This is a genomic window from Herpetosiphon gulosus (genome assembly GCF_039545135.1).
GTDB lineage: Bacteria > Chloroflexota > Chloroflexia > Chloroflexales > Herpetosiphonaceae > Herpetosiphon > Herpetosiphon gulosus.
Genome location: NZ_BAABRU010000001.1, coordinates 1 through 25960 on the forward strand (window position 1 = coordinate 1; position 25960 = coordinate 25960).

Here is a 25960-nt window from a genome sequence, read left to right on the forward strand (position 1 = left end):
TGGTGATGCCAGGCGACAACATCCAAATGACGGTGGAGTTGATCGTTCCGGTAGCTATCGAACAAGGCTTGAAGTTTGCGATTCGTGAAGGTGGCCGCACCGTGGGTGCTGGCATCGTGACCGAAATCATCGCATAAGCTATAAAACGGCTGGCAGGTGTGCCCGTCACACCTGCCTTCTTTTGCGCTTAGGAGTAATGACGTTGGCAAAGCAAAAAGTTCGCATTCGCCTCAAGGCGTATGACCACAAGATCTTGGATCAGTCGGCACGCCAGATCGTGGATGCGGCAGAACGCACCGGTGCCCAGGTCGCTGGCCCAGTGCCGTTGCCGACCAAGATCGAAAAATACAGCGTGTTGCGCTCACCCTTCATTGACCGCGACAGCCAGGAACAGTTCGAAATTCGGACCCACAAGCGTCTGATTGACGTGATTGATCCAAGCCAGCAAACGATCAATGCTTTGATGAAGCTAAACTTGCCCGCTGGTGTGGATATTGAAATTAAGCTCTAATCGGGAACCCCGCTTGGAGCCATAGCCAATACGGCTGGGCGTGGTAGCCCAGAGGCTCCGCACGCTATGGACTAAGGAGTAACCAATGCTCAATGGTATTTTGGGTCGCAAAATTGGTATGACCCAGATCTTCACCGAAAAAGGTGAAACCATTCCTGTCACCGTGATCGAAGCTGGCCCATGTGTGGTCACCCAACTTCGCACCAAGGACAAGGATGGCTATGAAGCAGTCCAACTCGGCTTCGGCGAAATCAAACCACGAAAAGTAACGAAGCCAATCCAAGGACACCTGAAAGCTGCTGGTCGGTTGGTTCGCTTCATGCGCGAAGTGAAAACCACTGACTTGAACGCACACACTGTCGGCGACGTGGTAAATGTTGATATTTTCCAAATCGGCGAAAAGATTGATGTCGTCGGCACAAGCAAAGGTCGCGGTTTTGCTGGTGTTGTCAAGCGCCACGGGTTCCGTGGTGGCCCAGCAACCCACGGTCAAAGCGACCGTCATCGCGCCCCAGGTTCGATTGGTTCAGGCACCACCCCAGGCCGCGTCTGGAAAAACATGCGTATGGCTGGTCGGATGGGCAATGATCGCGTAACCGTTCAAAATTTGGAAGTGGTAAAAATTGACCTTGAACGCCACGTAATCTTAGTTAAAGGCTCAGTGCCAGGCGCTAAGAATGGTTTGGTGATGGTCTCACGGGCAGCTAAGGCCACGAAGAAATAGGAGTTGACGCATGGAAGCCAAGCTTTATAACCAAGCCGGTCAAGCTATCGGCACGCTTGAGCTGCAAGACTACATCTTCGGCATCGAGCCTAACATTCCCGTGATGCACCAAGCAGTCATTCGCCAACTGGCTAATGCACGTTTGGGCACTCACAGCACCAAGACTCGTGGTGAAGTACGTGGTAGCACGCGCAAGTTGTATCGCCAAAAAGGTACTGGACGCGCTCGCCAAGGCGCTATTCGCGCCCCCCATCACTCAGGTGGTGGTGTTGTTCACGGGCCAAAGCCCCGCAAGTACACCAAAGCTATGCCCCGCAAAATGCGCCGCTTAGCTGTACGCTCGGCACTTTCGGCCAAATACGCTGAAAACCAAATCATTTTCTTAGATGATTTGAGCTTGAATGCACCAAAAACCAAAGACTTCCTGGCTTTGTTGAAAAACTTGCCCTTAGTCGGCGATAAGACGCTGGTGGCATTGGGTGAAAAGAGCGATAACATCACGTTATCAACCAGCAACCTGCCAAACGTCAAGACCTTGTTGGCAGCCTACCTGAATGTTCGGGATCTGTTGACCTACGACACCTTGATTTTGCCCAAGTCGGCACTCAGCGTTGTTGAAACAATTCTGGGCAAAAAGTAGGAGATGCAACCGATGAACGCGCACGATATTATTATTCGCCCCGTCATCACCGAAAAAAATACGGCGTTGATGGAAGAGGGCAAATACACGTTCGAGGTGGCACAAGAAGCCAACAAGCCGATGATCAAGGCTGCTGTGCAACAGATTTTCAACGTCAGTGTGAAAGCTGTTAACACCATGAATGTCAAGGGTAAGTTGAAAGTTCGCCGTACTCGCAATGGCCAACAAAGCGGTTATAGCCGCAGTTGGAAAAAAGCCATCGTTACCTTGGCTCCAGGCGAACGGATCGAAATCTTCGAAGATCTCTAGGAGGTTACGCAGTGGGCATCAAACGCTATAAACCGACATCGCCGGGTCGGCGTGGCATGACCGTCTCGGACTTCGCAGAAATCACGAAGTTCGAGCCAGAAAAGTCGCTTACCGAACCCTTAAAGAAACATGCTGGCCGTAACAATCACGGTCACATTACCACCCGTCACCGTGGTGGTGGCCACAAGCGCCGCTATCGCTTGATCGATTTCAAGCGCAAGAAATTTGATATTCCAGCAAAAGTAGCGGGGATTGAGTACGATCCAAACCGCTCAGCGAATATCGCGTTGTTGCACTACACCGACGGCGAAAAGCGCTATATCATTGCTCCATTGGGCTTGAAAGTTGGCGATATGTTGATGGCTGGCCCCAACGCCGAAATTCGGGTTGGTAACGCCTTGCCATTGGCCAACATCCCAATCGGTTCGCAAATTCACAACATCGAATTGACCCCTGGTCGTGGTGGCCAATTGGTGCGCAGTGCTGGTAACAGTGCCCAATTGATGGCCCGCGAAGGTAACTACGCCACTGTGCGTTTGCCATCTGGCGAAATGCGCATGGTCCATATCAAGTGTATGGCTACCTTGGGTCAAGTCGGCAATGTTGATCACCAAAATATCATGATTGGAAAAGCTGGTCGCAGCCGCTGGTTGGGCCGTCGCCCAGTCGTGCGTGGTTCAGCAATGAACCCTGTTGATCACCCACACGGTGGTGGTGAAGGTCGCGCCCCAACTGGGATGAACCCCAAAACCAAATGGGGCAAGCCAGCAATGGGTAAAAAGACCCGCCACAACCCCCGCACCCAACGCTTTATTGTGCGGACTCGCAAGCAAAAATAATCCCTGGGGAGCGCTTCGTTGTGATGGCGCTCCTCACCTTGGAGCAAGGGCGGCTTGGCCGCCGCTGCACTGGGTTCCGATAACTCGTGCAGCGCCTTCTCCCTCGTGAGTAGTGACAACAACTACTGCAACTAAAGGAAGGAAACGAATGTCTCGTTCAACCAAAAAAGGTCCATTCGTTGATGTTCGGCTCTTGAGCCGCGTTGAAACGATGAATCGTGGCAATGAAAAGCGCCCACTCAAAACGTGGTCACGCGATTCAACCATCTTCCCTCAGATGGTTGGTCATACCATCGCTGTCCATGATGGCCGCCGTCACGTGCCAGTGTATATCACTGAAAACATGGTTGGTCATAAGTTGGGTGAATTCGCGCCGACCCGCACATTCCGTGGGCACGGTGGCAAAAAGGCCGACAAGCGCGGCAAATTAAAGTAAGAGGTGCGCAATGCAAGCTAAAGCCATTCTGCGTAACTTCCGCATGTCGCCGCAAAAAGTTCGGCTGGTTGCCGACCTCGTGCGCGGTAAAAATGTGACGGAAGCGCTGGGGATTTTGCAATATCTGCCCCACAAGGCAGCCCCAGAAATTGCCCGCGTGATCAAGTCGGCCAAGGCCAATGCCGATCACAACTATCAAATGTCACCCGAGGATCTGGTCGTTAAAACGATTATGGTCGATGCTGGTCCAGTGCTCAAGCGCTATATGCCTCGCGCACGTGGCCGTGGTGATCGTATCTTGAAGCGTTCGTCACACATTACCGTGATCGTCGATGACGGCGAAGTCTTGTAGAATATAAAGCATGAATGATGAAGGCATCGTGCAATGATGACCTTCATACTTCATCCTTTAGTTCATCATTATCTTAGGAGGATCTCTTGGGTCGTAAAGTGCATCCGAATGGATTCCGCCTCGGCATCATTAAAGATTGGAAATCGAAGTGGTTTGCCGAACGTAACTATACTGAACAACTGCACCAAGACTTGGCACTGCGTAAATATATCGAAGGTGCCGATGAGTTGAAAAATGCTGGTGTAGCACTTGTTGATATCGAACGCTCAGCCAATCGGGTTGAAGTGACCATCCACACGGCCAAGCCAGGGATTGTCATCGGCAAACGCGGCGCGAACGTCGATACCCTCAAAAACCAAATTGAAAAACTTACAGGCAAAAAGGTGCGCTTGAATATTCAAGAAATTCACCAGCCTGAATTAAATGCTTACCTGGTGGCCGAAAGCGTTGCTGAACAAATCAGCAAGCGGGTTTCACACAAACGTGCCATGAAGCAAGCAACCCAACGAGCCATGCGGCTTGGTGCTCAAGGCATCAAAGTCAAATGCTCAGGCCGTTTGGGTGGCGCTGAAATGAGCCGCTCATTGTGGGAACGTGAAGGTCGTGTGCCGTTGCACACCATCCGCGCAGACATTGACTACGCTTTGGTGCATGCTCACACTACCTATGGCCGAATCGGGGTTAAAGTTTGGATTTATAAGGGCGATGTGCTTGGTCAACGCGAACGCCAATCTGCAACTGCAGCAGCCGATGCGTCAAAAACCAACACTCGTTCGGGCAAGGGGTCGTAAACCATGTTAATGCCCAAGCAGATGAAATATCGCCGCCCACACCGCCCTCGTAACATCAAGGGTATTGCTCAACGCGGCGCAACTGTGGCATTTGGTGATTTTGGTTTGGTCTCACTCGAAGCTGGCTGGATTACCAGCCGCCAAATCGAGTCGGCTCGCCGTACCATCACCAACTATGTGAAGCGGGGCGGTAAAGTTTGGATTCGGATCTTCCCAGATCGTCCAATTACCCAAAAGCCTGCTGAAACACGGATGGGTTCCGGTAAAGGTTCAGTTGAATACTATGTCGCAGTGATCAAGCCAGGTCGCGTGTTGTTCGAATTGAACGGCGTGCCCGAAGATGTGGCCCAAGAAGCACTGCGCCGCGCTGCCCAAAAATTGCCAGTCAAGTGCAAATTCGTAACCAAGGCATCGCAGGAGGTTGGCTCAAATGAAGGCTAGTGAACTGCGCGACATGAGTAACGCTGATTTGGAAAAGTTGATCAACGATAACAAACAAGAGTTGTTCACCATGCGTTTCCAAAAATCAGTTGGCAAATTGACCAACACCGCCCGCGTGCGGTTGTTGAAAAAAGATATCGCCCGCGCCAAAACGGTCATCCACGAACGCACCTTGGTGGCGGAGGGAAATTAATGAACGAGCATTTAGCAACAACTGATAGCCGCAAGCAAAAAGTTGGTCGGGTTGTCAGCACTAAAATGAACAAAACTGTGGTGGTTGCGGTCGATTACCTGCGCCCCCATCCGTTGTATCGCAAAACCGTGCGTCAAACCAGCAAGTTTTACGCCCACGATGAAAACAACGAATGCCATGTAGGCGATACCGTGGTGATCGAAGAAACCCGCCCCTTGAGCAAGCTCAAGCGCTGGCGCGTGGTTGAAATCGCCACCAAAAACCGCCGCGAAGGCTTGAATGTTCTGCGCCAAGACGTAGTAACCGTTGAAGGCGAAACCGAGGAGGCCTCGTCGTGATCCAGCAAGAATCTCGTATGCGGGTTGCCGATAACACAGGCGCAAAAGAGCTGTTGTGTATTCGGGTACTCGGTGGCACCAAGCGCCGTTATGCTAGCGTTGGCGATACGATTATCGCAACCGTTAAGCAAGCGAACCCAGGTGGTTCAGCCAAGAAGGGCGAAGTTGTTCGCGCCGTGATCGTTCGGGTCAAAAAGGGCTATACTCGCCCCGATGGCTCGATGATTCAGTTTGATGATAATGCTGCCGTCATTATCAACCAACAAGGTAACCCTCGCGGCACGCGTATCTTTGGGCCGGTCGCCCGTGAATTGCGCGAAAAGCAGTATATGAAGATCATCTCACTTGCTCCAGAAGTGTTGTAACATTCTTCACGAGCTGTGGTACAATACAACGCTTGTGGGCAACCACATAGCGGTGACACTATGGAGGCAAAACCATGCACGTCAAAAAGGGCGACCGCGTAGTGGTCCTTAGTGGGCGCGAAAAAGGCCGCGAAGGTGTAATCAAGCTGTCTTTGCCCAAAAAAGAACGCGTCGTCGTTGAAAATGTTAATATTGTCAAAAAACACGTTAAGCCAATGGGGAATCGCCAAGGCGGTATCCTCGAAGTTGAAGCAGCTTTGCATGTCTCAAAAGTCATGTTGATCTGCCCAGCTTGTGGCAAACCTTCACGTACTGGCCATCGCGTCAATGACGAAGGCAAAAAAGTCCGTGTTTGCAAACAATGCAATGCCGACGTTGCCTAATTGAGCAAGGTCGAAGACAAATGAGCAATGAACAACCCTTGGTTGCTGACTACTCATTTGGTTGGAACTATCGTATTTGCCATCTGGGCTGGCGCAGTTGTGCCGCAACCGTTTGGTAGCCTTGGTTACCAATGCTGCCGCCGAACCCCAGAAGTGAGGAACCCATGGCACGTCTTAAGGATGTCTATTTGAAGACCGTGGCTCCTGCATTGTTCAAGGACTTTGGTTTTAAGTCCCCAATGCAAGTGCCTCGTATTACCAAGATCGTCATCAACATTGGCTTAGGTGAAGCGTTGCAAAACCCCAAAGCGGTGGAAGCAGCCATCGGCGACTTGACCATGATTGCAGGTCAAAAGCCGGTTGTAACCCGCGCTAAGAAATCGTTGGCAGCCTTCAAACTCCGCCAAGGAATGCCGATCGGCGCAATGGTAACCCTGCGCAACGACCGGATGTACGATTTTTATGATCGTCTGGTCAACTTGGCGTTACCCCGTATCCGCGACTTCCAAGGCTTAAGCCGCAAATCGTTCGATGGTCGCGGGAACTACAGTATCGGTATTCGGGAACAAATCATCTTCCCTGAAATCGAATACGATAAAGTCGATAAAATCCGTGGTCTTGAGGTGGCGATTGTTACCACCGCTCCAAACGACGAACAAGGCTTTGCTTTGTTGAAGGCGTTGGGGATGCCGTTTCGTGACTAGAGTTGGTCAGGCACTACAGCGGTAGTGAACCAACGACTCTTACTGGGAGGCCAAAACAGTCTATGGCTAAGAAATCAATGATCGTCAAGGCGAATCGCGCACCAAAATTTTCAACGCAGGGATACAATCGCTGCAAGCGCTGTGGTCGGCCTCGGGCGTACATGCGAAAATTTGGTATCTGCCGGATCTGCTTCCGCGAGTTGGCATCACAGGGGCTGATTCCCGGTGTAACAAAATCAAGCTGGTAGAACCAGGAGGACGAGCTAGTGAGCGTTAATGATCCAATTGCCGACCTGCTGACACGCATCCGCAACGCGGGTATGGCGCGTCACCAAACGGTGACGATTCCATTGTCGAAAATCAAGCGCGGTATTGCTGAAATTTTGCAAGCCGAAGGCTATATTAAAAGCTTTGAAGTTCAAGAAGGCACACCATTCTCAAACTTGGTGTTGACCTTGAAGTATGCTGCTGACCGCAAGCCAGTAATCACAGGCTTGAAGCGGGTTAGTCGCCCAGGTTTGCGGGTCTACACCAAACGCAACGAGATTCCTCGGGTGCGTAATGGTTTGGGCTTGAGCATTCTTTCAACGCCGAAAGGGTTGATGACTGGCGATGCCGCTTGGAAATCGGGTGTTGGCGGCGAAATTGTTTGTTACATTTGGTAATACTAAACGAGGACAACGGTAGCATTACCGTCATCACTCGTGGAGGAAATGACCCATGTCACGTATCGGTCGTAAACCGATTGAAGTTCCAGCTGGCGTAACTGTGAACGTTGACAGTAATAATCTGGTAACGGTCAAAGGCCCCAAAGGAACCTTGAGCGAATCAATTCGGCCTGAAATTACGGTTACGATCAATGGCGCAACGGTAGATATTACTCGCGTCAACGATAGCCGTCAGGCTCGCGCATTTCACGGTCTCTCACGGACGCTGGTCGCCAATATGGTCGATGGCGTAACCAAGGGCTTTGAAAAAACGCTTGAAATGAATGGTACAGGCTACCGCGCCGTACTTGATGGCAAAACCTTGGTGCTTTCACTTGGCTTCTCGCACCCAGTGCGAGTTGAGCCATACGAAGGCAACAGCTTTGAAGTAGCCGAGCGTCGGGTTGTGATCAAAGGTCCCAACAAGCAAAAAGTTGGCGACCAAGCAGCGAATATTCGTAAGCTGCGTCCACCCGAACCCTACTTGGGCAAAGGCATCAAGTACAGCGACGAAGTGATCCGCCGCAAGGCCGGTAAAGCTGGTAAGAAGTAGGCTGTTGGCGGCGGCGTAGCGTGGTAACACTAACGCGCCGCCTAACCCACCTACAGGAGAAATATAGCAATGTCGAAATTTACATCCCGCGAATTGCGGGCCCGACGGCATCGTCGGCTTCGTGGCCAACTCAGTGGTACGCCCGAGCGCCCACGCTTGAATGTGTTTCGCTCAGGCCTGAATATCTATGCCCAAGTGATCGATGATCTCGCTGGTCATACGCTTGTTTCCGCGTCAACGATCGATACCGAATTACGCGGCAGCCTTGGTGAGCAACGCAAGCTCGAACAAGCACATTCAGTTGGCAAGGCCGTTGCAGAACGTGCTCGCGCCGCTGGGATTACCAAAGTGGTGTTCGATCGCGGTGGCTACAAATATCACGGTCGTGTGAAAGCTGTTGCCGAAGGGGCACGCGAAGGCGGACTTGAATTCTAATCAACTCTGGAGGCAACGTGGCGAAGCGAAATCGAACTGGCGCTGATGAAGTTGAACTGGACGAACGAGTTGTCCAGATCAACCGCGTCGCGAAAGTGGTCAAGGGTGGCCGCCGCTTCAACTTTAGTACCGTCGTAGTCGTTGGCGATGGCAACGGCAATGTCGGGCTAGGGATGGGCAAGGCTTCTGAAGTACCTGAGGCGATCCGTAAGGGCGCTGAATCAGCCAAACGCAATATGATCGCGGTTTCCGTTATCGGAACCACCATTCCACATGAAATTGTGTCAACCTATAAAGCATCAAAAGTGTTGCTCAAGCCAGCCTCGGCTGGTACCGGCGTTATCGCTGGTGGTGGCGTGCGGGCCGTGCTTGAAGCCGCTGGCATCAAGGACGTTCTGACCAAATCATTGGGCAGCAACAACTCAGTCAATGTAGTGCGAGCTACCTTGAAGGCACTTTCTGAATTGCGCACTCCGCAAGAAGAAGGCCGTCGCCGTGGTCGCGCTGCATCGTCATTCCGCCTGAGCGGCCAAAGCCGCGCCGTTATCAGCGGTACGGAGGAGTAACGATGAGCTTGCGTATTACTTATAAAAAGAGTTCAATCGGCTATAGCCAAGCGCAAAAAGATACTGTGCGCTCACTCGGCTTGCGCAAATTGAACCAAGTGGTCGAACTTCCAGATACTCCGGTTGTCCGTGGGATGATCTTCAAGATCAAGCACTTGGTAACTGTCGAGGAAGTGACTGCGACGGAGGCCAAGTAATGAAATTGCATGATCTGAAGCCAGCACCAGGCTCAACTCGCAAAAGCAAGCGCGTTGGTCGTGGTCATGGTTCGGGCAAAGGTAAGACCTCTGGTAAAGGTATGATGGGTCAAAAGGCTCGTTCAGGGCCAAACCCCTACCCACACTTTGAAGGTGGTCAAAATCCTTTAGTCCGCCGGATGCCCTACAAGCGTGGCTTTACCAACCGTTTCCGGGTTGAATATACCGTCGTTAATGTCGGTGATTTGATCGAATGGAACAATGGCGATGTAACGCCAGAAGCACTGCGCGAAGTCGGCTTGATCAAAAACCTCAAGCAACCGATCAAAGTCCTCGGCGATGGCGACCTGAACGTAGCCCTCAAGGTGCGTGTCCACAAGGTTAGCGCCAGCGCTCGCCAAAAAATTGAGGCTGCGGGCGGTTCAGTTGAACTGATTGACGCTGCCGCCTAAACAATGGTGATGCGATGACCTTCTCTTGCGACGGCGTAGCGGGCTTTGCCCAAGGCTACGCCGTTTGCAAATGAAGGTCATTCGTGCATTACACAGGAGAATTCCATGCTTCAAGCTGTGGTCAACGCGCTTAAAATCGCCGAAGTGCGTAAGAAAATTTTGTTCACCATGATGATGCTGGTGATCTTCCGCTTTATCGCGGCTATCCCAGTGCCAGGGGTCGATACAGCCGAACTTGATCGGTTGTTTAATGGTCAGTTGCCGTTGAGCGATTTGGCTAACTTCCTCAACTTGCTCTCGGGTGGGGCTTTGCGGCAGTTCTCAGTCGCAGCCATGGGGGTTTATCCCTACATCACGGCTCAAATTATTATGCAGTTGCTGATTCCGTTGATCCCAGCGCTGGAGCAATTGAGCAAAGAGGGTGAGCAGGGTCGCAATCGTATTCAGCGCTATCAGTATTTCCTCACTGTGCCACTAGCTTATCTCCAAGGCTATGGCCAAATTAAATCCTTGATCAACAGCGGGATTAATTTGTTCGGTACGTTGAATTTCAGCATTACCGAAAACTTCTTCCAAACCTTCTCGATCTTGACGATTATGGTCTCAGGCTCGATGTTCTTGGTTTGGATGGGTGAGTTGATCGATGAACGCGGGATTGGTAATGGTCTCTCGATGATTATCTTCGGCGGGATTGTTACGGCCTTGCCAAGTATGGTCTATCAAGCAATCACCACCTCAAGCTCAGGTAACAACGTGATCGGCGGGATTTTGCTGCTGATCGTGACCTTAGCCACTGTGGTGGGGATCGTGTTGATCACCGAAGGCCAACGCCGCATTCCAGTTCAATATGCCAAGCGCGTGCGTGGCAACAAGGTCTATGGCGGTCAATCAAGCCACTTGCCGTTGAAGGTAAATATGGCTGGGATGATTCCCTTGATCTTCGCCCAAAGCATTTTGATTTTCCCCAGCACCGTTGCTTCCTACTTCTGGAACCCCAATGGTTCGGGCTTTTTCAATGGCGTTGCCAACTTCTTCGTCAACAGCTTTGGCCCGAATGGCTTAGCCTTTACCTTGGCGATGTTTGTGTTGGTATTGCTCTTCACCTACTTCTATGCCTTGGTGATGTTCAACCAACAAAACTTGCCTGAAATGTTGCAACGCAACGGCGGCTTTATTCCAGGCATTCGCCCAGGTCGCAACACCGAAGTCTATTTGACCAAAGTCTTGAACCGCATCACCTTGATTGGCGCGGTTGGCTTGGCGGTGGTTGCAGCCTTGCCTTATTTTGTACAACAAATTACGGGCTTGCAAATTGGCTTTAGCAGCACCGGCTTGTTGATTGTGGTTGGTGTAGCGGTCGATACCATGCGCCAACTCGAAGCTCAAATGATGATGCGCAATTACGAAGGCTTCATCTCGCGCTAAAAAACGCTAACTGCTGTGGGCAGGCGGCGCTATGGCGAACAACGGCGTTCGCCATCCTTTGCTGACTCACCGAGGAGCACTGACCTATGAACATCATTTTGCTTGGTTCGCCTGGAGCGGGCAAAGGAACCCAGGCAACTGAGTTGGAAGCAGCCACCGGCATGAAGCATATTGCCAGCGGTGATATGTTTCGGGCGGCTGTGCGTGAAGGCACACCACTGGGCAAACTCGCTCAATCGTATCTCGATAAAGGCGAGCTTGTGCCCGATGATGTTGTGATTGGCATGGTTTTGGAACGGGTACGCCAACCCGATTGTGAAAATGGGGTGATTTTCGATGGGTTTCCCCGAACACCTCAACAAGCCGAAGCCCTGCAAGCAGCCCTAGCTGAACATAACGATGCGATCAACGCTGTGTTGTTGCTGCATGTCGATAAAGATGTGCTGATTCAACGGGTGATTGGGCGCTGGACTTGCAGAAAATGTCAAGCTGTATATAATACATACTTCCGAGCACCAAAAGTCGAGGGTGTTTGTGATCTCTGCGAAGGCGATTTGTACCAACGCAGCGATGACAACCTTGAGACGATCAACCATCGACTTGATGTTTACGAAGCCCAAACATCGCCATTAATTGCCCATTATCGCACGCAAGGTATCTTGCACGAAATTAATGGTCTCGGCGATATCGACGATATTACTGCACGTATGGTTCAAGCAATTGAATCGGCAAAGCCGTGCTAAATTTGTGGTATAGTAATAGGTACCGATGCAGAAGCATGGGCCGACGGCCTATGCTTCTAGCTTGCTGCGTATGCTATACACCGTCTGCTGGCGTATTGCACAGCCCAGTGACGGATTATCCTTTGGGGCAATTGCGCACCACTCGCAACGCATGCGACCATTGCCACCGCTGATGTGCTAGTTTTAAGGAGTTATATGGCCAAGAAGAAGGATGTCATTGAGGTCGAGGGCGTTATTACTGAGCCACTGCCAAACGCGATGTTTAAAGTAGCGTTGGATAATGGGCTGGAAGTATTAGCACATGTCTCTGGCCGGATTCGGATGAATTATATTCGGATTCTCAAAGGCGATCGCGTGCTAGTCGAACTCTCGCCCTATGATCCGACTCGTGGCCGTATTACTTATCGGTACAGATAACACACTGACCACCGCAACCAATGCCTCTGGCCGAAGCGGACGGGGGGTTGGATTGTTGTGTGTCTACGAGCGAGGTTCCGATGAAAGTTCAACCATCAGTCAAACCACGCTGTGAATATTGCCGGGTCATTCGTCGTAAGGGCGTTGTCCGCATCATTTGCAGCCGCACCCCGAAGCATAAGCAACGGCAAGGCTAAGAGGAGCATCGAATGGCACGTATTTCAGGGGTTGATATTCCCCGCAACAAACGGGTGGAAATTTCCCTTACCTACATCTACGGGATTGGTCGCACCACCAGCAGTGAAATTCTGGCTCGCACCAGTATCAATCCAAATGTTCGGGTCAAAGATTTAACCGAAGACGAAGTGATTCGTTTGCGCGAAATCATCGACCAAGATTACACCGTTGAAGGCGATTTGCGTCGGGCTGTTCAATTGAACATCAAGCGTTTGATGGATATTGGCTGCTACCGTGGGATTCGTCACCGCAAAGGCTTGCCATTGCGCGGTCAACGCACCAAAACCAACGCCCGTACCCGCCGTGGTAAAAAAGGCGCAGCAATCGGTGGCAAGAAGAAAGCTACCAAGAAGTAATTTCCTGAATTTTTATTTTCAACGCTATTTCGGAGGCCTTGAATGGCGAAACAAGCAAAAGCGGGAGCAGCTCGCCGCCCTCAACGCGGTCGTCGCCGTGAGCGTAAAAATGTGCCGCGCGGGCAAGCTCACGTCCAAGCGACCTTTAACAACACGATCGTTACGATCACCGACCCAGCTGGCAACGTGGTTTGCTGGAGCAGCGCCGGCGCAAGTGGCTTCAAAGGCTCACGCAAAAGCACCCCATACGCTGCCCAAGTAACTGCCGAACAAGCAGCCCGCAAAGCCATGGATAACGGCATGCGCGTGGTTGAAGTGTATGTAAAAGGCCCAGGCGCTGGCCGTGAATCAGCGGTGCGGGCACTGCAAGCTACTGGCTTGTCGGTTATTGCAATCACCGATGTTACGCCAATCCCACACAATGGTTGTCGCCCACCAAAGCGCCGCCGCGTGTAATGGCTTCGCGGCAGCATGCTGTCGCCGAAGTGTGTAGTAGCAACGCCACGATTAAAATACGTGAGCAGGATGAAGCACGGCTGTTCCTATACGTGGAAATAGGAGTCGGTGTGTAAACTGCCTTGGCAATTAGGAATTGCGAAGGGACAAACAAGAACATGGCTCGATATACTGGTCCAGTATGTAAATTGTCACGCCGCGAAGGCGTTGACCTAATGCTCAAGAGCGGTAACAGTGGCCGCAAGGTGCTTGAGCGCCGTGGGAGCCAGCCCCCTGGCCAACATGGGGCTTCAGTCCGACGACGACAATTGTCTGATTATGGTGTTCAGTTGCGCGAGAAGCAAAAAGTTCGCCGGATCTATGGTGTTTTGGAACGTCAGTTCCGCCGCTATTATGGCATTGCGACCCGTACCACCGGCCAAACCGGTGCTGTGCTCTTGCAAATCTTGGAACGTCGCCTCGATAATGTGGTGTTCCGCTTAGGCTATGCAGTAACTCGCGCCCAAGCTCGCCAGTTGGTCAACCACGGTCATATTACCGTGAATGGCCGCAAAACCGATATTCCTTCAGCCTTGGTTGAAGTTGGCGATGTAATTGGTGTGCGTGCCGAAAGCCGCAAACGCGATTATTTCAAAGATCTCGAAGAAACCAAACAACTCAACCGCGTGTCACCACCAAGCTGGTTGTCACTTGACGCTGGCAAGATGGAAGGGGTTGTGCAAACCTTCCCATCACGTGAAGAGTTGGATATGTCGATTAACGAGCAGTTGATTGTTGAATTCTACAGCCGCTAATCGGACGTAATCGGTATCACTATCCCAGCAGGAGGCGGATACGTGCTAGACATTGCAATGCCCAAACTCGAATGTGTCGCAGCGGCGGAGAACTATGGGCGGTTCAAAATTGAGCCTCTGGATCCCGGGTACGGGCACACATTAGGGAACGCGCTGCGACGGGTGTTGTTGTCGTCCATCCCTGGGGCAGCGGTCATCAAGATTAAAATTGATGGGATTTTCCACGAGTTTTCGCCAATTCAAGGCGTGCGTGAAGATGCTACCGAGATTGTGTTAAATGTGAAAGGCATTCGTTTGCGCTCCTACGCCGAACGCCCAGTCAAGATGATTTTATCGAAGACTGGCCCAGGCGTGGTGCGGGCAAGCGATATTGAATGCCCTTCGAATGTGGAGATCGTTAACCCCGATCACTACATCGCAACCCTCGATAGCTCCGATGCCCGCTTGGATATGGAGTTGACCGTGGAACGTCACCGCGGCTATCTGCCAGCTGAAAATCGTGACCCGGTGCCGATTGGCGAAATCCCGGTGGATGCGATCTTCACGCCGGTGCACAAGGTTAACTACGTTGTGGAACATACCCGCATTGGCGGGATGACCGACTTCGACCGTTTGTTGCTTGAAATTTGGACTGATGGCACAGTTAAGCCAGGCGATGCTCTAAGCTACGCCGCGCAAGTGCTGGTTCAATATTCATCGATCATCGCCGATTTCAATCGCTTTGACGATGAACAAGAGCAAGTTGGCGATGCTAATGGTCTCGTTATTCCCAGCGAGATCTACGATATGCCTATCGAAGATCTTGACCTTTCAACCCGCACCTACAACTGTCTCAAGCGTGCCGACATCACCAAGGTTGGGCAAGTGCTGGAGATGGACGAGAAGCAACTGCTGGCTGTGCGGAACTTGGGGCAAAAATCCATGGACGAAATTCGCGAGAAATTAATCGAGCGTAATTTACTGCCAACCTTGCCTTTCAACTCCGCTATTCTGAACACCAATGTCGCTGCCCGTCTGAACGACGGTAGCGCTGAATAGACGAGGATCGTTTCATGAGACACCGCAAGTCTGGCAAGAAGATGGGCCGGCCAACGGCTCAGCGCAAAGCCTTATACCGCAGCTTGATGATTGCGATTATCGAGCATCGCGGCATTACAACCACTGATGCCAAGGCCCGCGCAGTTCAACCAGAAGTTGAAAAATTGATTTCATTGGGTCGCTTTGATACTCCCCACAATCGCCGGATGGCGCTTTCGAAGCTGCACAGCAAGATTGCCATGAACCTTTTGTTCCAAGTGGCTCCTGCTTACGCCGAACGCCCAGGTGGTTACACGCGGATTGTCAAGATGGGCTTCCGCAAAGGTGACGCTGCGGAAATGGCTCGGATTGAATTGGTCTAATTTGCCTTATGAGCCGTACTTTAGCATTGTGTTTTGAATATCTCGGCACTGCTTTTTGCGGCTCGCAATGGCAACCAGGTGGTCGCTCCGTGCAAACGGAGTTAGAGACTGCTTGGCAGCGATTAACAAGCGAGACTGGGCGTTGGATTTTTGCCGGTCGTACCGATGTAGGAGTTCACGCCCTGGCCCAAGTCGCCCATATCGTGAGCGATACGTCGCGCAGTTTGGATACAATTGCCAAGGCAATCAATGCCATTACGCCGCCAGATATCAGTGTTCACGAAGCATGGGAGATGCCAACCGGCTTTCATTCCCGCTTTAGTGCCCGTCAACGAACCTATCGCTATGTTCTTGATAGTGCACCTGCGCCTTCAGCCACGCTCTCTGGGCGGGTGTTGCGCCTCGATCATCAACTTGATTGGGCGGCGATGCAGGCGGCCTTGGATACGCTGATTGGTACTCACGATTTTGCGGCGTTCGCTGGCGCTGGTCACGAAGGCTCGACCACTCGCACCTGTATGTTGGCACAATTACGCCCCGCAGAGTGGCTTGGTCGCCCAGTGACTGTCCTGCATTTGCAGGCCAATGCTTTTCTCAAGCATATGGTGCGCAATATCGTTGGTACGTTGCTGATGGTTGGCGATGGCAAGCTTTCATTGGAAGCTTGGCAGGCGATTATTGCTAGTCGCGACCGTCGTAACGCAGGCCCAACCGCGCCCCCACAGGGGTTGTATTTAGAGTCGATTGGCTATGACCCAGCACTTCAGCCATTGGCGACAAGTTCACGCTGGGATGGCACGACCTATTTTCGGACGTATCAAGGCTGACGATGTGAATACGGGCAGGTTGCCAACGCTTCTCATCGCCAACCTTACAACGATTTGTGAACATGCCAGCGTGGCATAATTCACAATTCATACACGAGGAATTCAGCAGCATGAAGACTTATAGCCAAAAAGCTTCGGAGATTCAGCGCGAATGGCTGGTCGTCGATGCAGAAAATCAGGTGCTTGGTCGGCTCGCGACCCAAATTGCAACCCTGATTCGCGGCAAGCACAAGCCAACCTACACGCCAAGCATGGATGGTGGCGATTTTGTGATCGTGGTTAACGCTGAAAAAATTCGCGTTACCGGCGATAAAGCCAACCAAAAAATTTACTATCGCCACTCGAACTTCCCTGGTGGTTTGAAGCGCACCGCTTATAAAGTGATGTTGCAAACCCACCCCGAGCGGATTCTTTACTTCGCGGTAAAAGGCATGTTGCCACGCAATCGCTTGAGCCGCCACATTATCAAAAAACTGAAGGTGTATGTTGGCGCTAGCCATCCTCATGCATCACAATCACCTAAAGTCTATGCGGTGAAAGGTTAATAACGATGAGTGAACAACGCTATTTCCAAGGCACTGGTCGCCGCAAGACCGCCGTGGCTCGGGTACGCTTGTATCCTGGTACTGGCGAGTTTGTGGTCAATGGCCGCACCTCAGAAGAATTCTTTGGCGGTCGCGCTTTGTATCAACAATTGATTCGCCAACCGTTGTTGGCTGCCAATCAACTTGGCTCGTTCAATGTGTTGATCAAGGTTCGTGGTGGTGGTGATACTGGCCGCGCCGAGGCTGTGCGCCACGGTATTGCTCGCGCCTTAGTCGATGCAGATCCAGCATTCAAGCCCATTATGCGGGCTGCTGGCCTTTTGACCCGCGATGCTCGTAAAAAGGAACGCAAGAAACCAGGTTTGGTCAAGGCTCGCCGCGCCAAACAATACACCAAGCGCTAAAGTTTTTAGCCTTTGGTGTCCGGTTCTTCTCCCCCAGCCTCGGAGCTTCGGTTCTAAGGCTGGGGTTGTTTTTTAGGGGTCAGGGTTCAGGGGCTAGGGGTCGGTTAAGGTTGATCCACGAAGAGCACGAAGGGGAATGAGGCTATTGGCTTTGGGCTATAGGCGATCAGCATGCCCTCACCCCCTGACCCCCTCTCCCGCACGCGAGGCGAGGGGGAATCCGCCATTATGACTGGAACGCCCCTCGCCCGCCGCATGGGAGAGGGGTTGGAGGTGAGGGCCATTCAAACCTATCCCTGTAAGAATTACCGATCCTCTTCCCTATGCCCTCTGTTCTTAACGTATTCCTGACCCCTGAACCCTAGCCCTGAACTCTAATTCCCACCTCTTAACGCTAGCTTCATCCTTCATCCCTCATCCTTCATCCCTTCTATCGTTTGACTTTGGCCTTGGCTTTGACCACCACTGGCTCGATAATGGGGGCGGGCAGGGCTTTGCTAGCTTCGCGCCAAGCACTGTAACCGCCAAGATGGGCTTTGACGCTACCATCAGCGACCGCCCAAACCCGATCAACCACCCGATCAAGGAAGTAGCGATCGTGCGAAATCACAATGACTGTGCCGTCGTACCGTTCTAAAGCATCTTCTAAGACTTCGACTGAATCGATATCCAAGTGGTTGGTTGGCTCATCAAGAATCAGACAATTGGGCTTGGCTAACATCAACAAGGCCAATTGCAAACGTGCCCGTTCGCCACCGGAAAGCGAGCCAATGTTTTGACGACATTGAGCATAACTAAACAAAAATCCACCTAAAAAGGCTACCGCTTGGCCCTCGTACATTGAGCGGGTTAGGCGTACCACATCAATCGGCGTTTGGCTATGGTCAAGCGTCTCAACGCCTTGGGCAAAATAGCCAATGTCGATCGATGGGCCAACCCAAACCATGCCATCGCTTGGTTCAAATTGCCCATGCATCAATTTGCCCAACACACTTTTGCCAGCTCCATTTTGGCCAACGATCCCAACTCGTTCGCCGCGCCAAATCGTTTGTTCAATTCCGAGTAAGACCAAATCGTCACCAAAACTCATGCTGACATCACGCAGATCGATGATTTTTTGGCCGCCACGCTGCTCGGAGCGTAGGCTCAAGCCGACTTTGCGCCGTTCTAGCACGGGTTTTTCAACTTTATCCATCTTATCAATCTGCATTTGCTTGACCCGTGCTTGCTTGATATGGCGTTCGTTGGGAACTAACGAAGCCCACAGTTGAAAACGCTTAATTGCTTCTTCTAAGCGATTAATTTCCTTTTGTTGAGCCGCAAAATCTTGCTGCTGGCGCTGCAAAGCCAATTGGCGATTGACGGCGTAGGTCGAATAATTGCCCAGCCAGAGGCTAGTTTTGCCAGCTTCCAAATGCACAACGCTAGTGATGGTTTCATCGAGCAAGTAGCGATCGTGAGCGACAATCACCACCGCGCCCGCAAACTCACGAATTGTCGTCTCTAAAAACTCGCGGCGATTCAAATCGAGGTGAGTTTCTGGCTCGTCGAGCAGTAATAAATCGGGGCGCTGAATCAAACAACTTGCCAAACCGATCATTTTGCGTTGGCCACCGCTGAGCGAGTTGGTTGGTAAATTCAAATCGTTACTATCAAAGCCAAATTGCTGTAAATAGCCACGAGCATCGTTATCGAGCATCGAGCCACCCAACTCCTCGAATTGGTTCAATAGGCGACTATGATGCTCTAAAACCTGATTCATGCGCTGAAGATCGTTGGCGATCGCTGGCTCGCCCAGTTGGTTTTCGCAAGCCTGAATTTGGGCTTCAAGTTCGCTCAAATCGGGGCGGGCGGCCATGACGGTTTGTAAAGGTGTGCGCTGATCGCCCACAATATGCTGTGAAAGATAGGCGATGCGCAAGCCACGGCGTGTGCTAATGTGACCAGCCGTTGGCGTTTCAAAGCCCGCCAATAAGCGTAGTAGGGTTGATTTGCCTGCGCCATTCGCGCCCACCAGGCCGATGCGGGCGCGTTCGTGAATTTCCCAATTCAGGCCGTTGAGAATGCTTCGACCACCAATGCTGTAGTGTAAATCTTGAGCGCTAGCGATAATCATCGGGCAACCTCCAAAATAGGGGGCAGCACTATGCACGAGCATCAAAAAAGACTAGAGGCGCATAATGCTGCCCCCTAGTCTTAATCATTTGGTTTCAATAGCAAATGGTTCAGATTTTAGGCGCAGCTATCCTGTCTGCGCCCTTGTTGAACCCTTTCCGTGCGTGAATCACGCCCATAAATGCATTGAAAACCATAATCGTCTTCCAAACTATAATCCATTAAGTGCGGCTAGGATAGCATAAGCAAGCAACGATCATGATCGGTCTTTAGGCCGAATCTAAAATCCAGCCAAGCTCATTTAATCAACCAATTGATTTAGCGAGGAATATTCGATGAGTTTACAAATTGGCCTAAATGGGCGTTTTTTCGAACAGAATTGGCGGCCTGCACTGAATGAAATTAATTTTGCTGCTGCCAATGGTTTTGCCAGTATTCAGTTTCAGGGTAAACCAGTAGGCTTACAAGCCGCAGCCTTGGGAGCCGATTTTGCTAGCATTCGTCAACAACTCACAGCCCATCAAATTACGGCGGTAATGGAAATTGCCCTTAAAATTGAGGCAAATGGGCGTTCTGAGGCAGGTCAAACGCCGCTGGAAGTGCTTGAAGCCAATTTATCTGCAATCACTGGCTTGGGCTGTCAACGAGTGCATTGGCATCTTTATAATTTGCCTGCCTTAGAACCTACCCAAGTTGCTGAGCTTGAAATTGCTTTACAATCCCAATTTGCCGCAGGTGTAGCTTTGGCTCAGCAGTATGGCTTTAAATTTGGCTTCGAGCATAACGACCCGATTTTACGCTTGTTTACCACACCGCAAGCCTGTCGCCAACTGCTGGATGCTGTGCCAGATTTGGGTTTCGTTTGGGATTTTAATCATACCTTACCAGAGGATTTAACTGGATTTTTGCAATTAGTTCCGCGAATGAGTATGTTGCACATCTCAGATACGCCTTTGCCAGAGGTTAATTGCCACCTGCCTTTGGGTCTGGGTAAGATTGATTTTGCGGCCTATTGCCAAGCCTTGGTTGCTGCCAATTTTCACGGCCCTGCGATCTTAGAAATTGGTGGTTTACCCAAATCAGGTGGGTATGGGCGTGATACTGATGCTGCGTTGATTGATTCATTGGCCTATTTGAAGGCTGCTTTGTTGCAAGCTGCTTGAAGTGTGGGCGGTTTTAACATAGAGGTGCAGAGGATGAGTAGGGACTAGGTTTCAGGGATTAGGAGTTAGGTAACGTAGGATTGCGTTGGGCATAAGTGGCTAATCAAATAAATCGGTGGCTAAAAAATCGGTTTTCACGTTCTTCGCGGTTCCGGTCTTTACAACCGATCTTCAATCATAACGTGACACCTTGCGTCATAAACCTGCTTAGGGTATGATCATGCAATAACGACTGTGCGCCTTCAACGGAGAACGCCAAAATGACTCAATCAGATAGCCTTCGCTCGTTTGGTCTGTATATTGACGGAGCTTGGGTCGCGGCCAGCGATGCTGCTAGCGAAACCCTGTACAATCCCGCGACTGGCGAGCCAATCGCCCAAGTAGCGCGAGCCACCATCCACGACATCGATCGAGCGGTTGAGGCTGCGCGGAAGAGTTTTGATATTGGTTCGTGGGCGCAAATGCGGCCTGTTGATCGCGCTAAAACGATCGAGGCGATTGCCGATTTGCTTGAAGAGAACACCGACGAATTGGCTGAGCTTGAGACGCTCAACGGCGGCGCGACCCTGCGCAAAAGTTCATGGCTGGATATTCCAGTTGGCATCGAGCATTTGCGCTATTTTGCCGATTTGGCGCGGCAACACCCCATGCAAACCTTGCCCTATATCGATTTCCCTTCGCCAAGTGCTAATGCGGTTTGGCGTGAGCCGATTGGGGTCTGTGGCCAAATTATCCCGTGGAACTACCCATTTTTGATGGCAATTTGGAAGATTGGCCCAGCTTTGGCCGCTGGCAATAGCTTGGTGCTCAAGCCAGCCTCATTAACTCCGGTTACGGCCTTGCGCATGGCCGAATTGATTCACGAAGCCGATTTGTTGCCCCATGGCGTTTTCAATGTGGTGACTGGGCCTGGCGGTTTGGTGGGCGAACGCCTGACCAGCCATCCTAAGGTCGATAAAATTGCTTTTACTGGCTCAACCGAGGTTGGTCGCCGAATTGCCGAAGTCGCTGGGTGCAATCTCAAACGAGTTACCTTGGAGCTTGGCGGTAAATCGCCAGTGGTTGTATTACCCAACGCCGATCTTGATTTGGCGGTTGATGGGGCAATTTGGGCGGCCTTTATGCACTCTGGCCAAAGCTGCGAGGCTGGCACGCGCTTGCTCTTGCCCGATTCACTGCACGATCAGTTTGTTGAGCGCATGGTTGCGCGGGTTGAACAATTGGTGCTGGGCGATCCACTTGATCTTACAACCGATTTGGGGCCGTTGGTTTCAGCTGCCCAAAAACGCGCGGTCGAAGCCTATATCGAGCTGGGGATTCAAGAAGGCGCTACTTTGCGCTGTGGCGGAGTGGGCATCGATGATCCTAAGCTTGCCAATGGCCATTTTGTGCGACCAACGATCTTTACCGATGTGCATAACCAGATGCGCATCGCCCAGGAAGAAATTTTCGGGCCGGTACTATCGGTGATTCGCTATCACACGGTTGGCGAGGCGATCACGATTGCTAATGCCACTAACTATGGTTTGGCAGCCAGCGTTTGGAGCCGCGATTTGCAAGATGCCCAAGAAGTGGCACGGGCAATTCGGGCTGGCACAGTTTGGATCAACGATCATCACCTGATCAACGCCAAAGCGCCATTTGGTGGCTATAAAGATAGTGGGATTGGCCGCGAGTTGGGGCCGAATGCGCTTGATGCCTATAGCGAAATCAAGCATATTCATACCGACTTGACCCAAGAACGCACGCGCCGCATTTGGGTCGATATTGTTACACCACGGCTTGATGATTGAGTAATTAGATGGAGTCTGGAAGAAGGTTTTAACCACGAAGGACACGAAGAGCATGAAGGATGCGGCTATAGGCTATTGACTATCGGAATAATTGTTGGTATTTCCAACCAATGTTCGATAGTCAATAGCTGTAATGATTTAGGAGTTGGCAAACGCCATTATTCCCTCACCCCCTGACCCCCTCTCCCGCACGCGAGGTGAGGGGGAACCGCTTCAGGGGAGTGCTCCCTTCGCCCACCGTAGTGGGAGAGAGGCCGGGGGTGAGGGAACGGGAGAACCCAATATTCTATGCCCTATGCTCTAGGTTCTTCAATGGTTAACGCTGAGGCTTTGGTGCTGAAGGCTTCGCAGGTGCGGCCAGTGGCGGCATGGTAGGCTGGGCCTAAAGCTGCAATTACCGTATCAACTTGGCTGGCTTCGACTAAGGCCACGCAGCAGCCACCAAAGCCAGCGCCAGTTAGGCGTGCGCCCCAAACCCCAGCCATATCGCGCAATAACTCAGTTAGTTGATCAAGTTCAGGGCCGCTAACTTCATAATCGTCGCGTAAGCTCCAGTGCGATTCATTCATCAACTCGCCGACGTAGCCAAAATCGCCAGTCCGGAAAGCGGCGGCGGCTTTATGCACGCGCTCGTTTTCGCTAACAACATGGCGGGCACGCCGATAAATAACATCTTCAAAGCGATCTTGTTCGACGGCTTGGGCTAGCAAAGTGCTGCTGACATCACGCAAATCGTTGATGCTTGGGTCGAGTTGCTGCAAAATTGCCACAGCTTGTTCACATTCGGCGCGGCGTTGATTATAGGCTGAGCCAGCCAAGGTGCGTGGCACACCACTATCAATCACCAAAACGGCCACTTCAGCCGGAATTGGCACAGCCTCGATTTCCAACGAGCGGCAATCAATTAATGTGGCATGGCCTGCAACGCCTGCAGCAATCGAGAGCTGATCCATAATTCCACAATTAACATGGGCGTATTCAATTTCGGCGCGTTGGGCAATTTTGGCTAATTCGGCAGGTGCAATCGTGATGCCTTGGGCGTGGAGTAGGCTAAAAGCCAAGCCAACTTCTAGTGATGCCGATGAGCTTAATCCGCCGCTCAGCGGCAAATCGCCATCAATATTAATCTCAGCGCCTTGCAATGCGTAGCCAGCATCAAGCAAGGCTTGGGCTGTACCCCGCACATAATCGCGCCAATCACCATGTGTGCCAGCTGCCAAATTAGCCAAATCGGCTTGATCATGAGCATTGAAACGCAGGGCATGCACAATCAACTGCTGATCATCACGGGGTTGAACCTGAAACGTTGTGCCACGTTCAAGTGCCAGCGGCATAACAAACCCAGCATTGTAATCGGTATGCTCGCCTATTAGATTAACCCGACCTGGAGAACGAACAAAAAATGCAGCTTTAACCTCAGTCATAGCCAAATGCTCCAAAATCTATCAATGAGTACGTTAGCTGGCGAAGGAGCACTGCCAAGTTTGGTGGAGTACAGCAGAGGATATAGTCCAAGCAGCACCCAATAGCGCGATTGGATGCTGCTTGTCGAATGAGCCAAAGCCGATCTTGCAAGCCAACGCACGAAAGCGATCGGCTAGATCTTATGCCTTATTGGCTAAATAATCAATCATGTCAATTTTGGTGATGATCCCGCGGACAACTTCGGATTCATCAACCACAACCCCGACTTGACCACGGCTAAAGACTTCGGTCAAAGCATCGATACTGGTGTCGGGGCCGACGGTTGCTACGGCGCTGCTGACAATATCGCTAATTTGATGATCCATCTGGCCAGCGCCCGAAAGCAGATAATCCAGCAAATCAACTTCAGTAATCAAGCCAACCAACGTGCCATCATCGCGCACAACTGGCATTTGCGAAATATCGTTGGCCTTCATATCTTGGATAACTTGGGCGACGGTGTGCGTTGCTTTGGCTGAAATGACCGAGCGTGGCCGAATATCGAGCAATTGGCTAATTGGTTCGCTTTCCAAGAAGCCATTTTCGCGCATCCAATCGTCCGAGAAGATTTTGCTGATGTAGCGCACGCCAGAATCGGGCAGTAGAATCACTGCGGTTTTGCTTTCGTCCCAATTTTGGGCACGCAACCAGCGCATCGCACCCGCTACGGCCATTCCACACGAACCGCCGACAAACAAGCCTTCTTCGCGCACCATGCGGCGAGTCATTACGAACGATTCTTTATCGCCAACCTGCACCACATCATCAACATATTGGAAGTGCATCGTGGTAGGCAAGAAATCTTCACCAACCCCTTCAACTTTATAGCCAAAGGCTGGGCCAAGCTGGCCAGTGCGGAAATACTCGGTATACAACGAACCAACTGGATCAATCCCGACGACTTGAATATTGGGATTTTGCTCTTTCAAGAATTTCGCCGTACCGCTGATTGTGCCGCCAGTGCCCATACCTGCGATGAATGCATCAATTTTGCCAGCGGTTTGTCGCCAGATTTCAGGGCCAGTGGTACGGTAGTGGGCCTCAGGATTGGCTTGGTTCCAATATTGACCAGCCAAAATCGCGTTAGGCGTTTCTTCGGCTAAACGCTTGGAAACCGAATAATACGAGCGTGGGTCGTCTGGCTCGACGGCTGTCGGGGTAATTACGACTTTGGCTCCTAAAGCACGCAAATAACGAATTTTTTCGTCACTCATTTTGTCGGGCATCACAAAAATTGTTTTGTAGCCACGAATTGCCGCCGCAATTGCTAAGCCCGCGCCAGTATTCCCGCTGGTTGGTTCGACAATCGTGCCACCTGGTTTGAGTCGGCCTGAGCGCTCGGCATCCTCGATCATGGCAATCCCGATGCGGTCTTTGACCGAGCCACCTGGATTCATGTATTCGACTTTGGCCAGCACTTGAGCGCGAACCCCACGATTGACCCGATTCAAGCGAACCAAGGGCGTATTCCCGATCGCGTCCAAAATGGTGTCGTGAATTTGCGGCATCGCCATTGTTGCCGTCTCTGTCATTGGGTGCTCCTGAGTTGATTGATCTGTCATGCTTCTATCCTAATCGCAAAAATTCAATGCCGCAAGCAAAATGCTTGGCCTCATGGTAGCACATCTTAAAGGCAGAAGGCAGAGGGCAAAAGGTAAAAGGTAAAAAGAATATAGGGATCAGGGGGCAGAGGTTAGGGATCAGGCGATGGCATATAGTGATAATCAAACAAATCTGGGTCAATCTGTAGCGAAACAACAGCCCTTCGTGCTCTTCGTGTCCTTCGTGGATAAAAATCTGGCCCCTGAATCCTGACCCCTGATCCCTTCCATCTAATGACCGATCCCTGCTATGGTACACTGCACATATTGGCATAAATGAATAC

General features: G+C 51.4%; 39 protein-coding genes. 36 read left to right on the forward strand and 3 right to left on the reverse strand.

From position 1 onward, the window contains the following. The 34 genes from ABEB26_RS00005 to rpsI all read left to right on the forward strand — a co-directional run. Positions 1-137, forward strand: a 137-nt coding sequence (locus ABEB26_RS00005; protein WP_486348286.1) for an EF-Tu C-terminal domain-related protein, incomplete at its 5' end; no start/stop codon positions are given. A gap of 65 nt (positions 138-202) precedes the next feature. Beyond that, complete coding sequence (gene rpsJ, locus ABEB26_RS00010) at positions 203-511, forward strand: 30S ribosomal protein S10 (protein ID WP_041307187.1); 309 nt, start codon at positions 203-205, stop codon at positions 509-511. Between the two features lie 85 nt (positions 512-596). Next, positions 597-1235 (forward strand): 50S ribosomal protein L3, encoded by a 639-nt coding sequence (rplC, locus tag ABEB26_RS00015; protein ID WP_345719905.1) that lies wholly within the window; start codon positions 597-599, stop codon positions 1233-1235. Positions 1236-1245: 10 nt separating this feature from the next. Beyond that, a complete protein-coding gene (gene rplD / locus ABEB26_RS00020) occupies positions 1246-1875 on the forward strand; it encodes a 50S ribosomal protein L4 (protein ID WP_345719906.1) in 630 nt (209 codons plus the stop codon). Between the two features lie 12 nt (positions 1876-1887). Continuing rightward, positions 1888-2184 carry a 50S ribosomal protein L23 gene (rplW, locus tag ABEB26_RS00025; protein WP_345719907.1) on the forward strand — a complete coding sequence of 99 codons (297 nt, stop codon included), beginning with the start codon at positions 1888-1890 and terminating at the stop codon, positions 2182-2184. A gap of 11 nt (positions 2185-2195) precedes the next feature. Next, positions 2196-3023: a 50S ribosomal protein L2 gene (rplB, locus tag ABEB26_RS00030; RefSeq protein ID WP_345719908.1), complete on the forward strand. Its 828-nt coding sequence runs from the start codon at positions 2196-2198 to the stop codon at positions 3021-3023. A gap of 148 nt (positions 3024-3171) precedes the next feature. Next, a complete protein-coding gene (gene rpsS, locus ABEB26_RS00035) occupies positions 3172-3459 on the forward strand; it encodes a 30S ribosomal protein S19 (protein WP_041304992.1) in 288 nt (95 codons plus the stop codon). 10 nt (positions 3460-3469) lie between these two features. After that, on the forward strand, positions 3470-3811 hold the full coding sequence (rplV, locus tag ABEB26_RS00040; protein ID WP_012192438.1) for a 50S ribosomal protein L22: 342 nt from the start codon (positions 3470-3472) through the stop codon (positions 3809-3811). Between the two features lie 86 nt (positions 3812-3897). Then, on the forward strand, positions 3898-4602 hold the full coding sequence (gene rpsC, locus ABEB26_RS00045; RefSeq protein WP_345719909.1) for a 30S ribosomal protein S3: 705 nt from the start codon (positions 3898-3900) through the stop codon (positions 4600-4602). A 3-nt stretch (positions 4603-4605) separates the two neighbouring features. Next, positions 4606-5043, forward strand: a complete 438-nt coding sequence (gene rplP, locus ABEB26_RS00050) for a 50S ribosomal protein L16 (RefSeq protein WP_012192440.1) — start codon at positions 4606-4608, stop codon at positions 5041-5043. Further along, a complete protein-coding gene (gene rpmC / locus ABEB26_RS00055; protein WP_012192441.1) occupies positions 5033-5236 on the forward strand; it encodes a 50S ribosomal protein L29 in 204 nt (67 codons plus the stop codon). The genes rplP and rpmC overlap by 11 nt, the downstream gene beginning before the upstream one ends. After that, positions 5236-5574 carry a 30S ribosomal protein S17 gene (gene rpsQ, locus ABEB26_RS00060; RefSeq protein WP_345719910.1) on the forward strand — a complete coding sequence of 113 codons (339 nt, stop codon included), beginning with the start codon at positions 5236-5238 and terminating at the stop codon, positions 5572-5574. Before rpmC ends, rpsQ begins: the two co-directional genes overlap by 1 nt. After that, entirely contained in the window at positions 5571-5939 is a 369-nt protein-coding gene (gene rplN, locus ABEB26_RS00065; RefSeq protein WP_012192443.1) for a 50S ribosomal protein L14, read from the forward strand. The genes rpsQ and rplN overlap by 4 nt, the downstream gene beginning before the upstream one ends. Before the next feature lie 74 nt (positions 5940-6013). Next, entirely contained in the window at positions 6014-6322 is a 309-nt protein-coding gene (rplX, locus tag ABEB26_RS00070) for a 50S ribosomal protein L24 (protein WP_041304996.1), read from the forward strand. Between the two features lie 164 nt (positions 6323-6486). Next, on the forward strand, positions 6487-7026 hold the full coding sequence (gene rplE / locus ABEB26_RS00075) for a 50S ribosomal protein L5 (RefSeq protein ID WP_012192445.1): 540 nt from the start codon (positions 6487-6489) through the stop codon (positions 7024-7026). 62 nt (positions 7027-7088) lie between these two features. After that, positions 7089-7274, forward strand: a complete 186-nt coding sequence (locus ABEB26_RS00080) for a type Z 30S ribosomal protein S14 (RefSeq protein WP_012192446.1) — start codon at positions 7089-7091, stop codon at positions 7272-7274. Positions 7275-7292: 18 nt separating this feature from the next. Next, positions 7293-7691, forward strand: a complete 399-nt coding sequence (gene rpsH / locus ABEB26_RS00085; RefSeq protein WP_345719911.1) for a 30S ribosomal protein S8 — start codon at positions 7293-7295, stop codon at positions 7689-7691. 55 nt (positions 7692-7746) lie between these two features. Continuing rightward, complete coding sequence (gene rplF, locus ABEB26_RS00090) at positions 7747-8286, forward strand: 50S ribosomal protein L6 (protein ID WP_345719912.1); 540 nt, start codon at positions 7747-7749, stop codon at positions 8284-8286. 69 nt (positions 8287-8355) lie between these two features. After that, complete coding sequence (gene rplR, locus ABEB26_RS00095) at positions 8356-8721, forward strand: 50S ribosomal protein L18 (protein ID WP_012192449.1); 366 nt, start codon at positions 8356-8358, stop codon at positions 8719-8721. A gap of 17 nt (positions 8722-8738) precedes the next feature. After that, positions 8739-9287 (forward strand): 30S ribosomal protein S5, encoded by a 549-nt coding sequence (gene rpsE / locus ABEB26_RS00100; protein WP_012192450.1) that lies wholly within the window; start codon positions 8739-8741, stop codon positions 9285-9287. A gap of 8 nt (positions 9288-9295) precedes the next feature. Continuing rightward, complete coding sequence (gene rpmD / locus ABEB26_RS00105; RefSeq protein WP_012192451.1) at positions 9296-9484, forward strand: 50S ribosomal protein L30; 189 nt, start codon at positions 9296-9298, stop codon at positions 9482-9484. Further along, positions 9484-9936, forward strand: coding sequence for a 50S ribosomal protein L15 (gene rplO, locus ABEB26_RS00110; protein WP_012192452.1), 453 nt, complete (start codon positions 9484-9486; stop codon positions 9934-9936). The genes rpmD and rplO overlap by 1 nt, the downstream gene beginning before the upstream one ends. A 105-nt stretch (positions 9937-10041) precedes the next feature. Next, on the forward strand, positions 10042-11361 hold the full coding sequence (gene secY, locus ABEB26_RS00115) for a preprotein translocase subunit SecY (protein ID WP_012192453.1): 1320 nt from the start codon (positions 10042-10044) through the stop codon (positions 11359-11361). A gap of 86 nt (positions 11362-11447) precedes the next feature. Next, positions 11448-12104 carry an adenylate kinase gene (locus ABEB26_RS00120; RefSeq protein WP_345719914.1) on the forward strand — a complete coding sequence of 219 codons (657 nt, stop codon included), beginning with the start codon at positions 11448-11450 and terminating at the stop codon, positions 12102-12104. A gap of 195 nt (positions 12105-12299) precedes the next feature. Then, positions 12300-12521: a translation initiation factor IF-1 gene (infA, locus tag ABEB26_RS00125; protein ID WP_012192455.1), complete on the forward strand. Its 222-nt coding sequence runs from the start codon at positions 12300-12302 to the stop codon at positions 12519-12521. An 80-nt stretch (positions 12522-12601) separates the two neighbouring features. Continuing rightward, complete coding sequence (gene rpmJ, locus ABEB26_RS00130; RefSeq protein ID WP_083469996.1) at positions 12602-12718, forward strand: 50S ribosomal protein L36; 117 nt, start codon at positions 12602-12604, stop codon at positions 12716-12718. Between the two features lie 12 nt (positions 12719-12730). Then, positions 12731-13114 carry a 30S ribosomal protein S13 gene (rpsM, locus tag ABEB26_RS00135; RefSeq protein ID WP_110514151.1) on the forward strand — a complete coding sequence of 128 codons (384 nt, stop codon included), beginning with the start codon at positions 12731-12733 and terminating at the stop codon, positions 13112-13114. 42 nt (positions 13115-13156) lie between these two features. Beyond that, positions 13157-13570: a 30S ribosomal protein S11 gene (gene rpsK, locus ABEB26_RS00140; RefSeq protein ID WP_012192457.1), complete on the forward strand. Its 414-nt coding sequence runs from the start codon at positions 13157-13159 to the stop codon at positions 13568-13570. 158 nt (positions 13571-13728) lie between these two features. Then, positions 13729-14364 (forward strand): 30S ribosomal protein S4, encoded by a 636-nt coding sequence (gene rpsD / locus ABEB26_RS00145; RefSeq protein ID WP_012192458.1) that lies wholly within the window; start codon positions 13729-13731, stop codon positions 14362-14364. Between the two features lie 42 nt (positions 14365-14406). Next, on the forward strand, positions 14407-15402 hold the full coding sequence (locus ABEB26_RS00150) for a DNA-directed RNA polymerase subunit alpha (RefSeq protein WP_012192459.1): 996 nt from the start codon (positions 14407-14409) through the stop codon (positions 15400-15402). A gap of 14 nt (positions 15403-15416) precedes the next feature. Further along, the gene (rplQ, locus tag ABEB26_RS00155; protein WP_012192460.1) at positions 15417-15764 is read left to right on the forward strand and encodes a 50S ribosomal protein L17; all 348 of its coding nucleotides are present in this window, start codon (positions 15417-15419) and stop codon (positions 15762-15764) included. Positions 15765-15772: 8 nt separating this feature from the next. Beyond that, positions 15773-16591 (forward strand): tRNA pseudouridine(38-40) synthase TruA, encoded by an 819-nt coding sequence (gene truA / locus ABEB26_RS00160; RefSeq protein WP_345719915.1) that lies wholly within the window; start codon positions 15773-15775, stop codon positions 16589-16591. 110 nt (positions 16592-16701) lie between these two features. Next, complete coding sequence (gene rplM, locus ABEB26_RS00165) at positions 16702-17136, forward strand: 50S ribosomal protein L13 (RefSeq protein ID WP_345719916.1); 435 nt, start codon at positions 16702-16704, stop codon at positions 17134-17136. A gap of 5 nt (positions 17137-17141) precedes the next feature. Then, complete coding sequence (gene rpsI / locus ABEB26_RS00170; protein WP_012192463.1) at positions 17142-17540, forward strand: 30S ribosomal protein S9; 399 nt, start codon at positions 17142-17144, stop codon at positions 17538-17540. A 430-nt stretch (positions 17541-17970) separates the two neighbouring features. Here the strand turns inward: rpsI and abc-f are convergent, their stop codons facing one another. Then, positions 17971-19656, reverse strand: coding sequence for a ribosomal protection-like ABC-F family protein (abc-f, locus tag ABEB26_RS00175; protein WP_345719917.1), 1686 nt, complete (start codon positions 19654-19656; stop codon positions 17971-17973). Between the two features lie 334 nt (positions 19657-19990). On the opposite strand from abc-f, the gene ABEB26_RS00180 reads away from it, so the two are divergent. Both ABEB26_RS00180 and ABEB26_RS00185 read left to right on the forward strand, forming a co-directional pair. Beyond that, on the forward strand, positions 19991-20818 hold the full coding sequence (locus ABEB26_RS00180) for a sugar phosphate isomerase/epimerase family protein (RefSeq protein WP_345719918.1): 828 nt from the start codon (positions 19991-19993) through the stop codon (positions 20816-20818). A 260-nt stretch (positions 20819-21078) separates the two neighbouring features. After that, positions 21079-22611 carry an aldehyde dehydrogenase family protein gene (locus ABEB26_RS00185; protein ID WP_345719920.1) on the forward strand — a complete coding sequence of 511 codons (1533 nt, stop codon included), beginning with the start codon at positions 21079-21081 and terminating at the stop codon, positions 22609-22611. 293 nt (positions 22612-22904) lie between these two features. On the opposite strand, the gene galK is transcribed toward ABEB26_RS00185, so the two are convergent. Further along, positions 22905-24035, reverse strand: coding sequence for a galactokinase (gene galK / locus ABEB26_RS00190; protein ID WP_345719921.1), 1131 nt, complete (start codon positions 24033-24035; stop codon positions 22905-22907). 180 nt (positions 24036-24215) lie between these two features. Beyond that, entirely contained in the window at positions 24216-25607 is a 1392-nt protein-coding gene (locus ABEB26_RS00195) for a cystathionine beta-synthase (RefSeq protein WP_345719922.1), read from the reverse strand. Between the last annotated feature and the right edge of the window lie 353 nt (positions 25608-25960).

Coding starts and splice junctions, on each gene's coding strand:
- rplM (WP_345719916.1), top strand. CDS start 16,702: ATGAAGACTTATAGCCAAAAAGCTTCGGAGATTCAGCGCGAATGGCTG.
- rpmJ (WP_083469996.1), top strand. CDS start 12,602: ATGAAAGTTCAACCATCAGTCAAACCACGCTGTGAATATTGCCGGGTC.
- ABEB26_RS00180 (WP_345719918.1), top strand. CDS start 19,991: ATGAGTTTACAAATTGGCCTAAATGGGCGTTTTTTCGAACAGAATTGG.
- rplD (WP_345719906.1), top strand. CDS start 1,246: ATGGAAGCCAAGCTTTATAACCAAGCCGGTCAAGCTATCGGCACGCTT.
- rplR (WP_012192449.1), top strand. CDS start 8,356: ATGTCGAAATTTACATCCCGCGAATTGCGGGCCCGACGGCATCGTCGG.
- rplC (WP_345719905.1), top strand. CDS start 597: ATGCTCAATGGTATTTTGGGTCGCAAAATTGGTATGACCCAGATCTTC.
- galK (WP_345719921.1), bottom strand. CDS start 24,035: ATGACTGAGGTTAAAGCTGCATTTTTTGTTCGTTCTCCAGGTCGGGTT.
- ABEB26_RS00120 (WP_345719914.1), top strand. CDS start 11,448: ATGAACATCATTTTGCTTGGTTCGCCTGGAGCGGGCAAAGGAACCCAG.
- rplP (WP_012192440.1), top strand. CDS start 4,606: ATGTTAATGCCCAAGCAGATGAAATATCGCCGCCCACACCGCCCTCGT.
- rplE (WP_012192445.1), top strand. CDS start 6,487: ATGGCACGTCTTAAGGATGTCTATTTGAAGACCGTGGCTCCTGCATTG.
- ABEB26_RS00185 (WP_345719920.1), top strand. CDS start 21,079: ATGACTCAATCAGATAGCCTTCGCTCGTTTGGTCTGTATATTGACGGA.
- rplW (WP_345719907.1), top strand. CDS start 1,888: ATGAACGCGCACGATATTATTATTCGCCCCGTCATCACCGAAAAAAAT.
- ABEB26_RS00080 (WP_012192446.1), top strand. CDS start 7,089: ATGGCTAAGAAATCAATGATCGTCAAGGCGAATCGCGCACCAAAATTT.
- rplV (WP_012192438.1), top strand. CDS start 3,470: ATGCAAGCTAAAGCCATTCTGCGTAACTTCCGCATGTCGCCGCAAAAA.
- rpsS (WP_041304992.1), top strand. CDS start 3,172: ATGTCTCGTTCAACCAAAAAAGGTCCATTCGTTGATGTTCGGCTCTTG.
- rpsK (WP_012192457.1), top strand. CDS start 13,157: ATGGCGAAACAAGCAAAAGCGGGAGCAGCTCGCCGCCCTCAACGCGGT.
- infA (WP_012192455.1), top strand. CDS start 12,300: ATGGCCAAGAAGAAGGATGTCATTGAGGTCGAGGGCGTTATTACTGAG.
- abc-f (WP_345719917.1), bottom strand. CDS start 19,656: ATGATTATCGCTAGCGCTCAAGATTTACACTACAGCATTGGTGGTCGA.
- rplQ (WP_012192460.1), top strand. CDS start 15,417: ATGAGACACCGCAAGTCTGGCAAGAAGATGGGCCGGCCAACGGCTCAG.
- secY (WP_012192453.1), top strand. CDS start 10,042: ATGCTTCAAGCTGTGGTCAACGCGCTTAAAATCGCCGAAGTGCGTAAG.
- truA (WP_345719915.1), top strand. CDS start 15,773: ATGAGCCGTACTTTAGCATTGTGTTTTGAATATCTCGGCACTGCTTTT.
- rpsM (WP_110514151.1), top strand. CDS start 12,731: ATGGCACGTATTTCAGGGGTTGATATTCCCCGCAACAAACGGGTGGAA.
- rplO (WP_012192452.1), top strand. CDS start 9,484: ATGAAATTGCATGATCTGAAGCCAGCACCAGGCTCAACTCGCAAAAGC.
- rpsQ (WP_345719910.1), top strand. CDS start 5,236: ATGAACGAGCATTTAGCAACAACTGATAGCCGCAAGCAAAAAGTTGGT.
- rplF (WP_345719912.1), top strand. CDS start 7,747: ATGTCACGTATCGGTCGTAAACCGATTGAAGTTCCAGCTGGCGTAACT.
- rpsD (WP_012192458.1), top strand. CDS start 13,729: ATGGCTCGATATACTGGTCCAGTATGTAAATTGTCACGCCGCGAAGGC.
- rpmC (WP_012192441.1), top strand. CDS start 5,033: ATGAAGGCTAGTGAACTGCGCGACATGAGTAACGCTGATTTGGAAAAG.
- ABEB26_RS00195 (WP_345719922.1), bottom strand. CDS start 25,607: ATGACAGAGACGGCAACAATGGCGATGCCGCAAATTCACGACACCATT.
- rpsI (WP_012192463.1), top strand. CDS start 17,142: ATGAGTGAACAACGCTATTTCCAAGGCACTGGTCGCCGCAAGACCGCC.
- rplX (WP_041304996.1), top strand. CDS start 6,014: ATGCACGTCAAAAAGGGCGACCGCGTAGTGGTCCTTAGTGGGCGCGAA.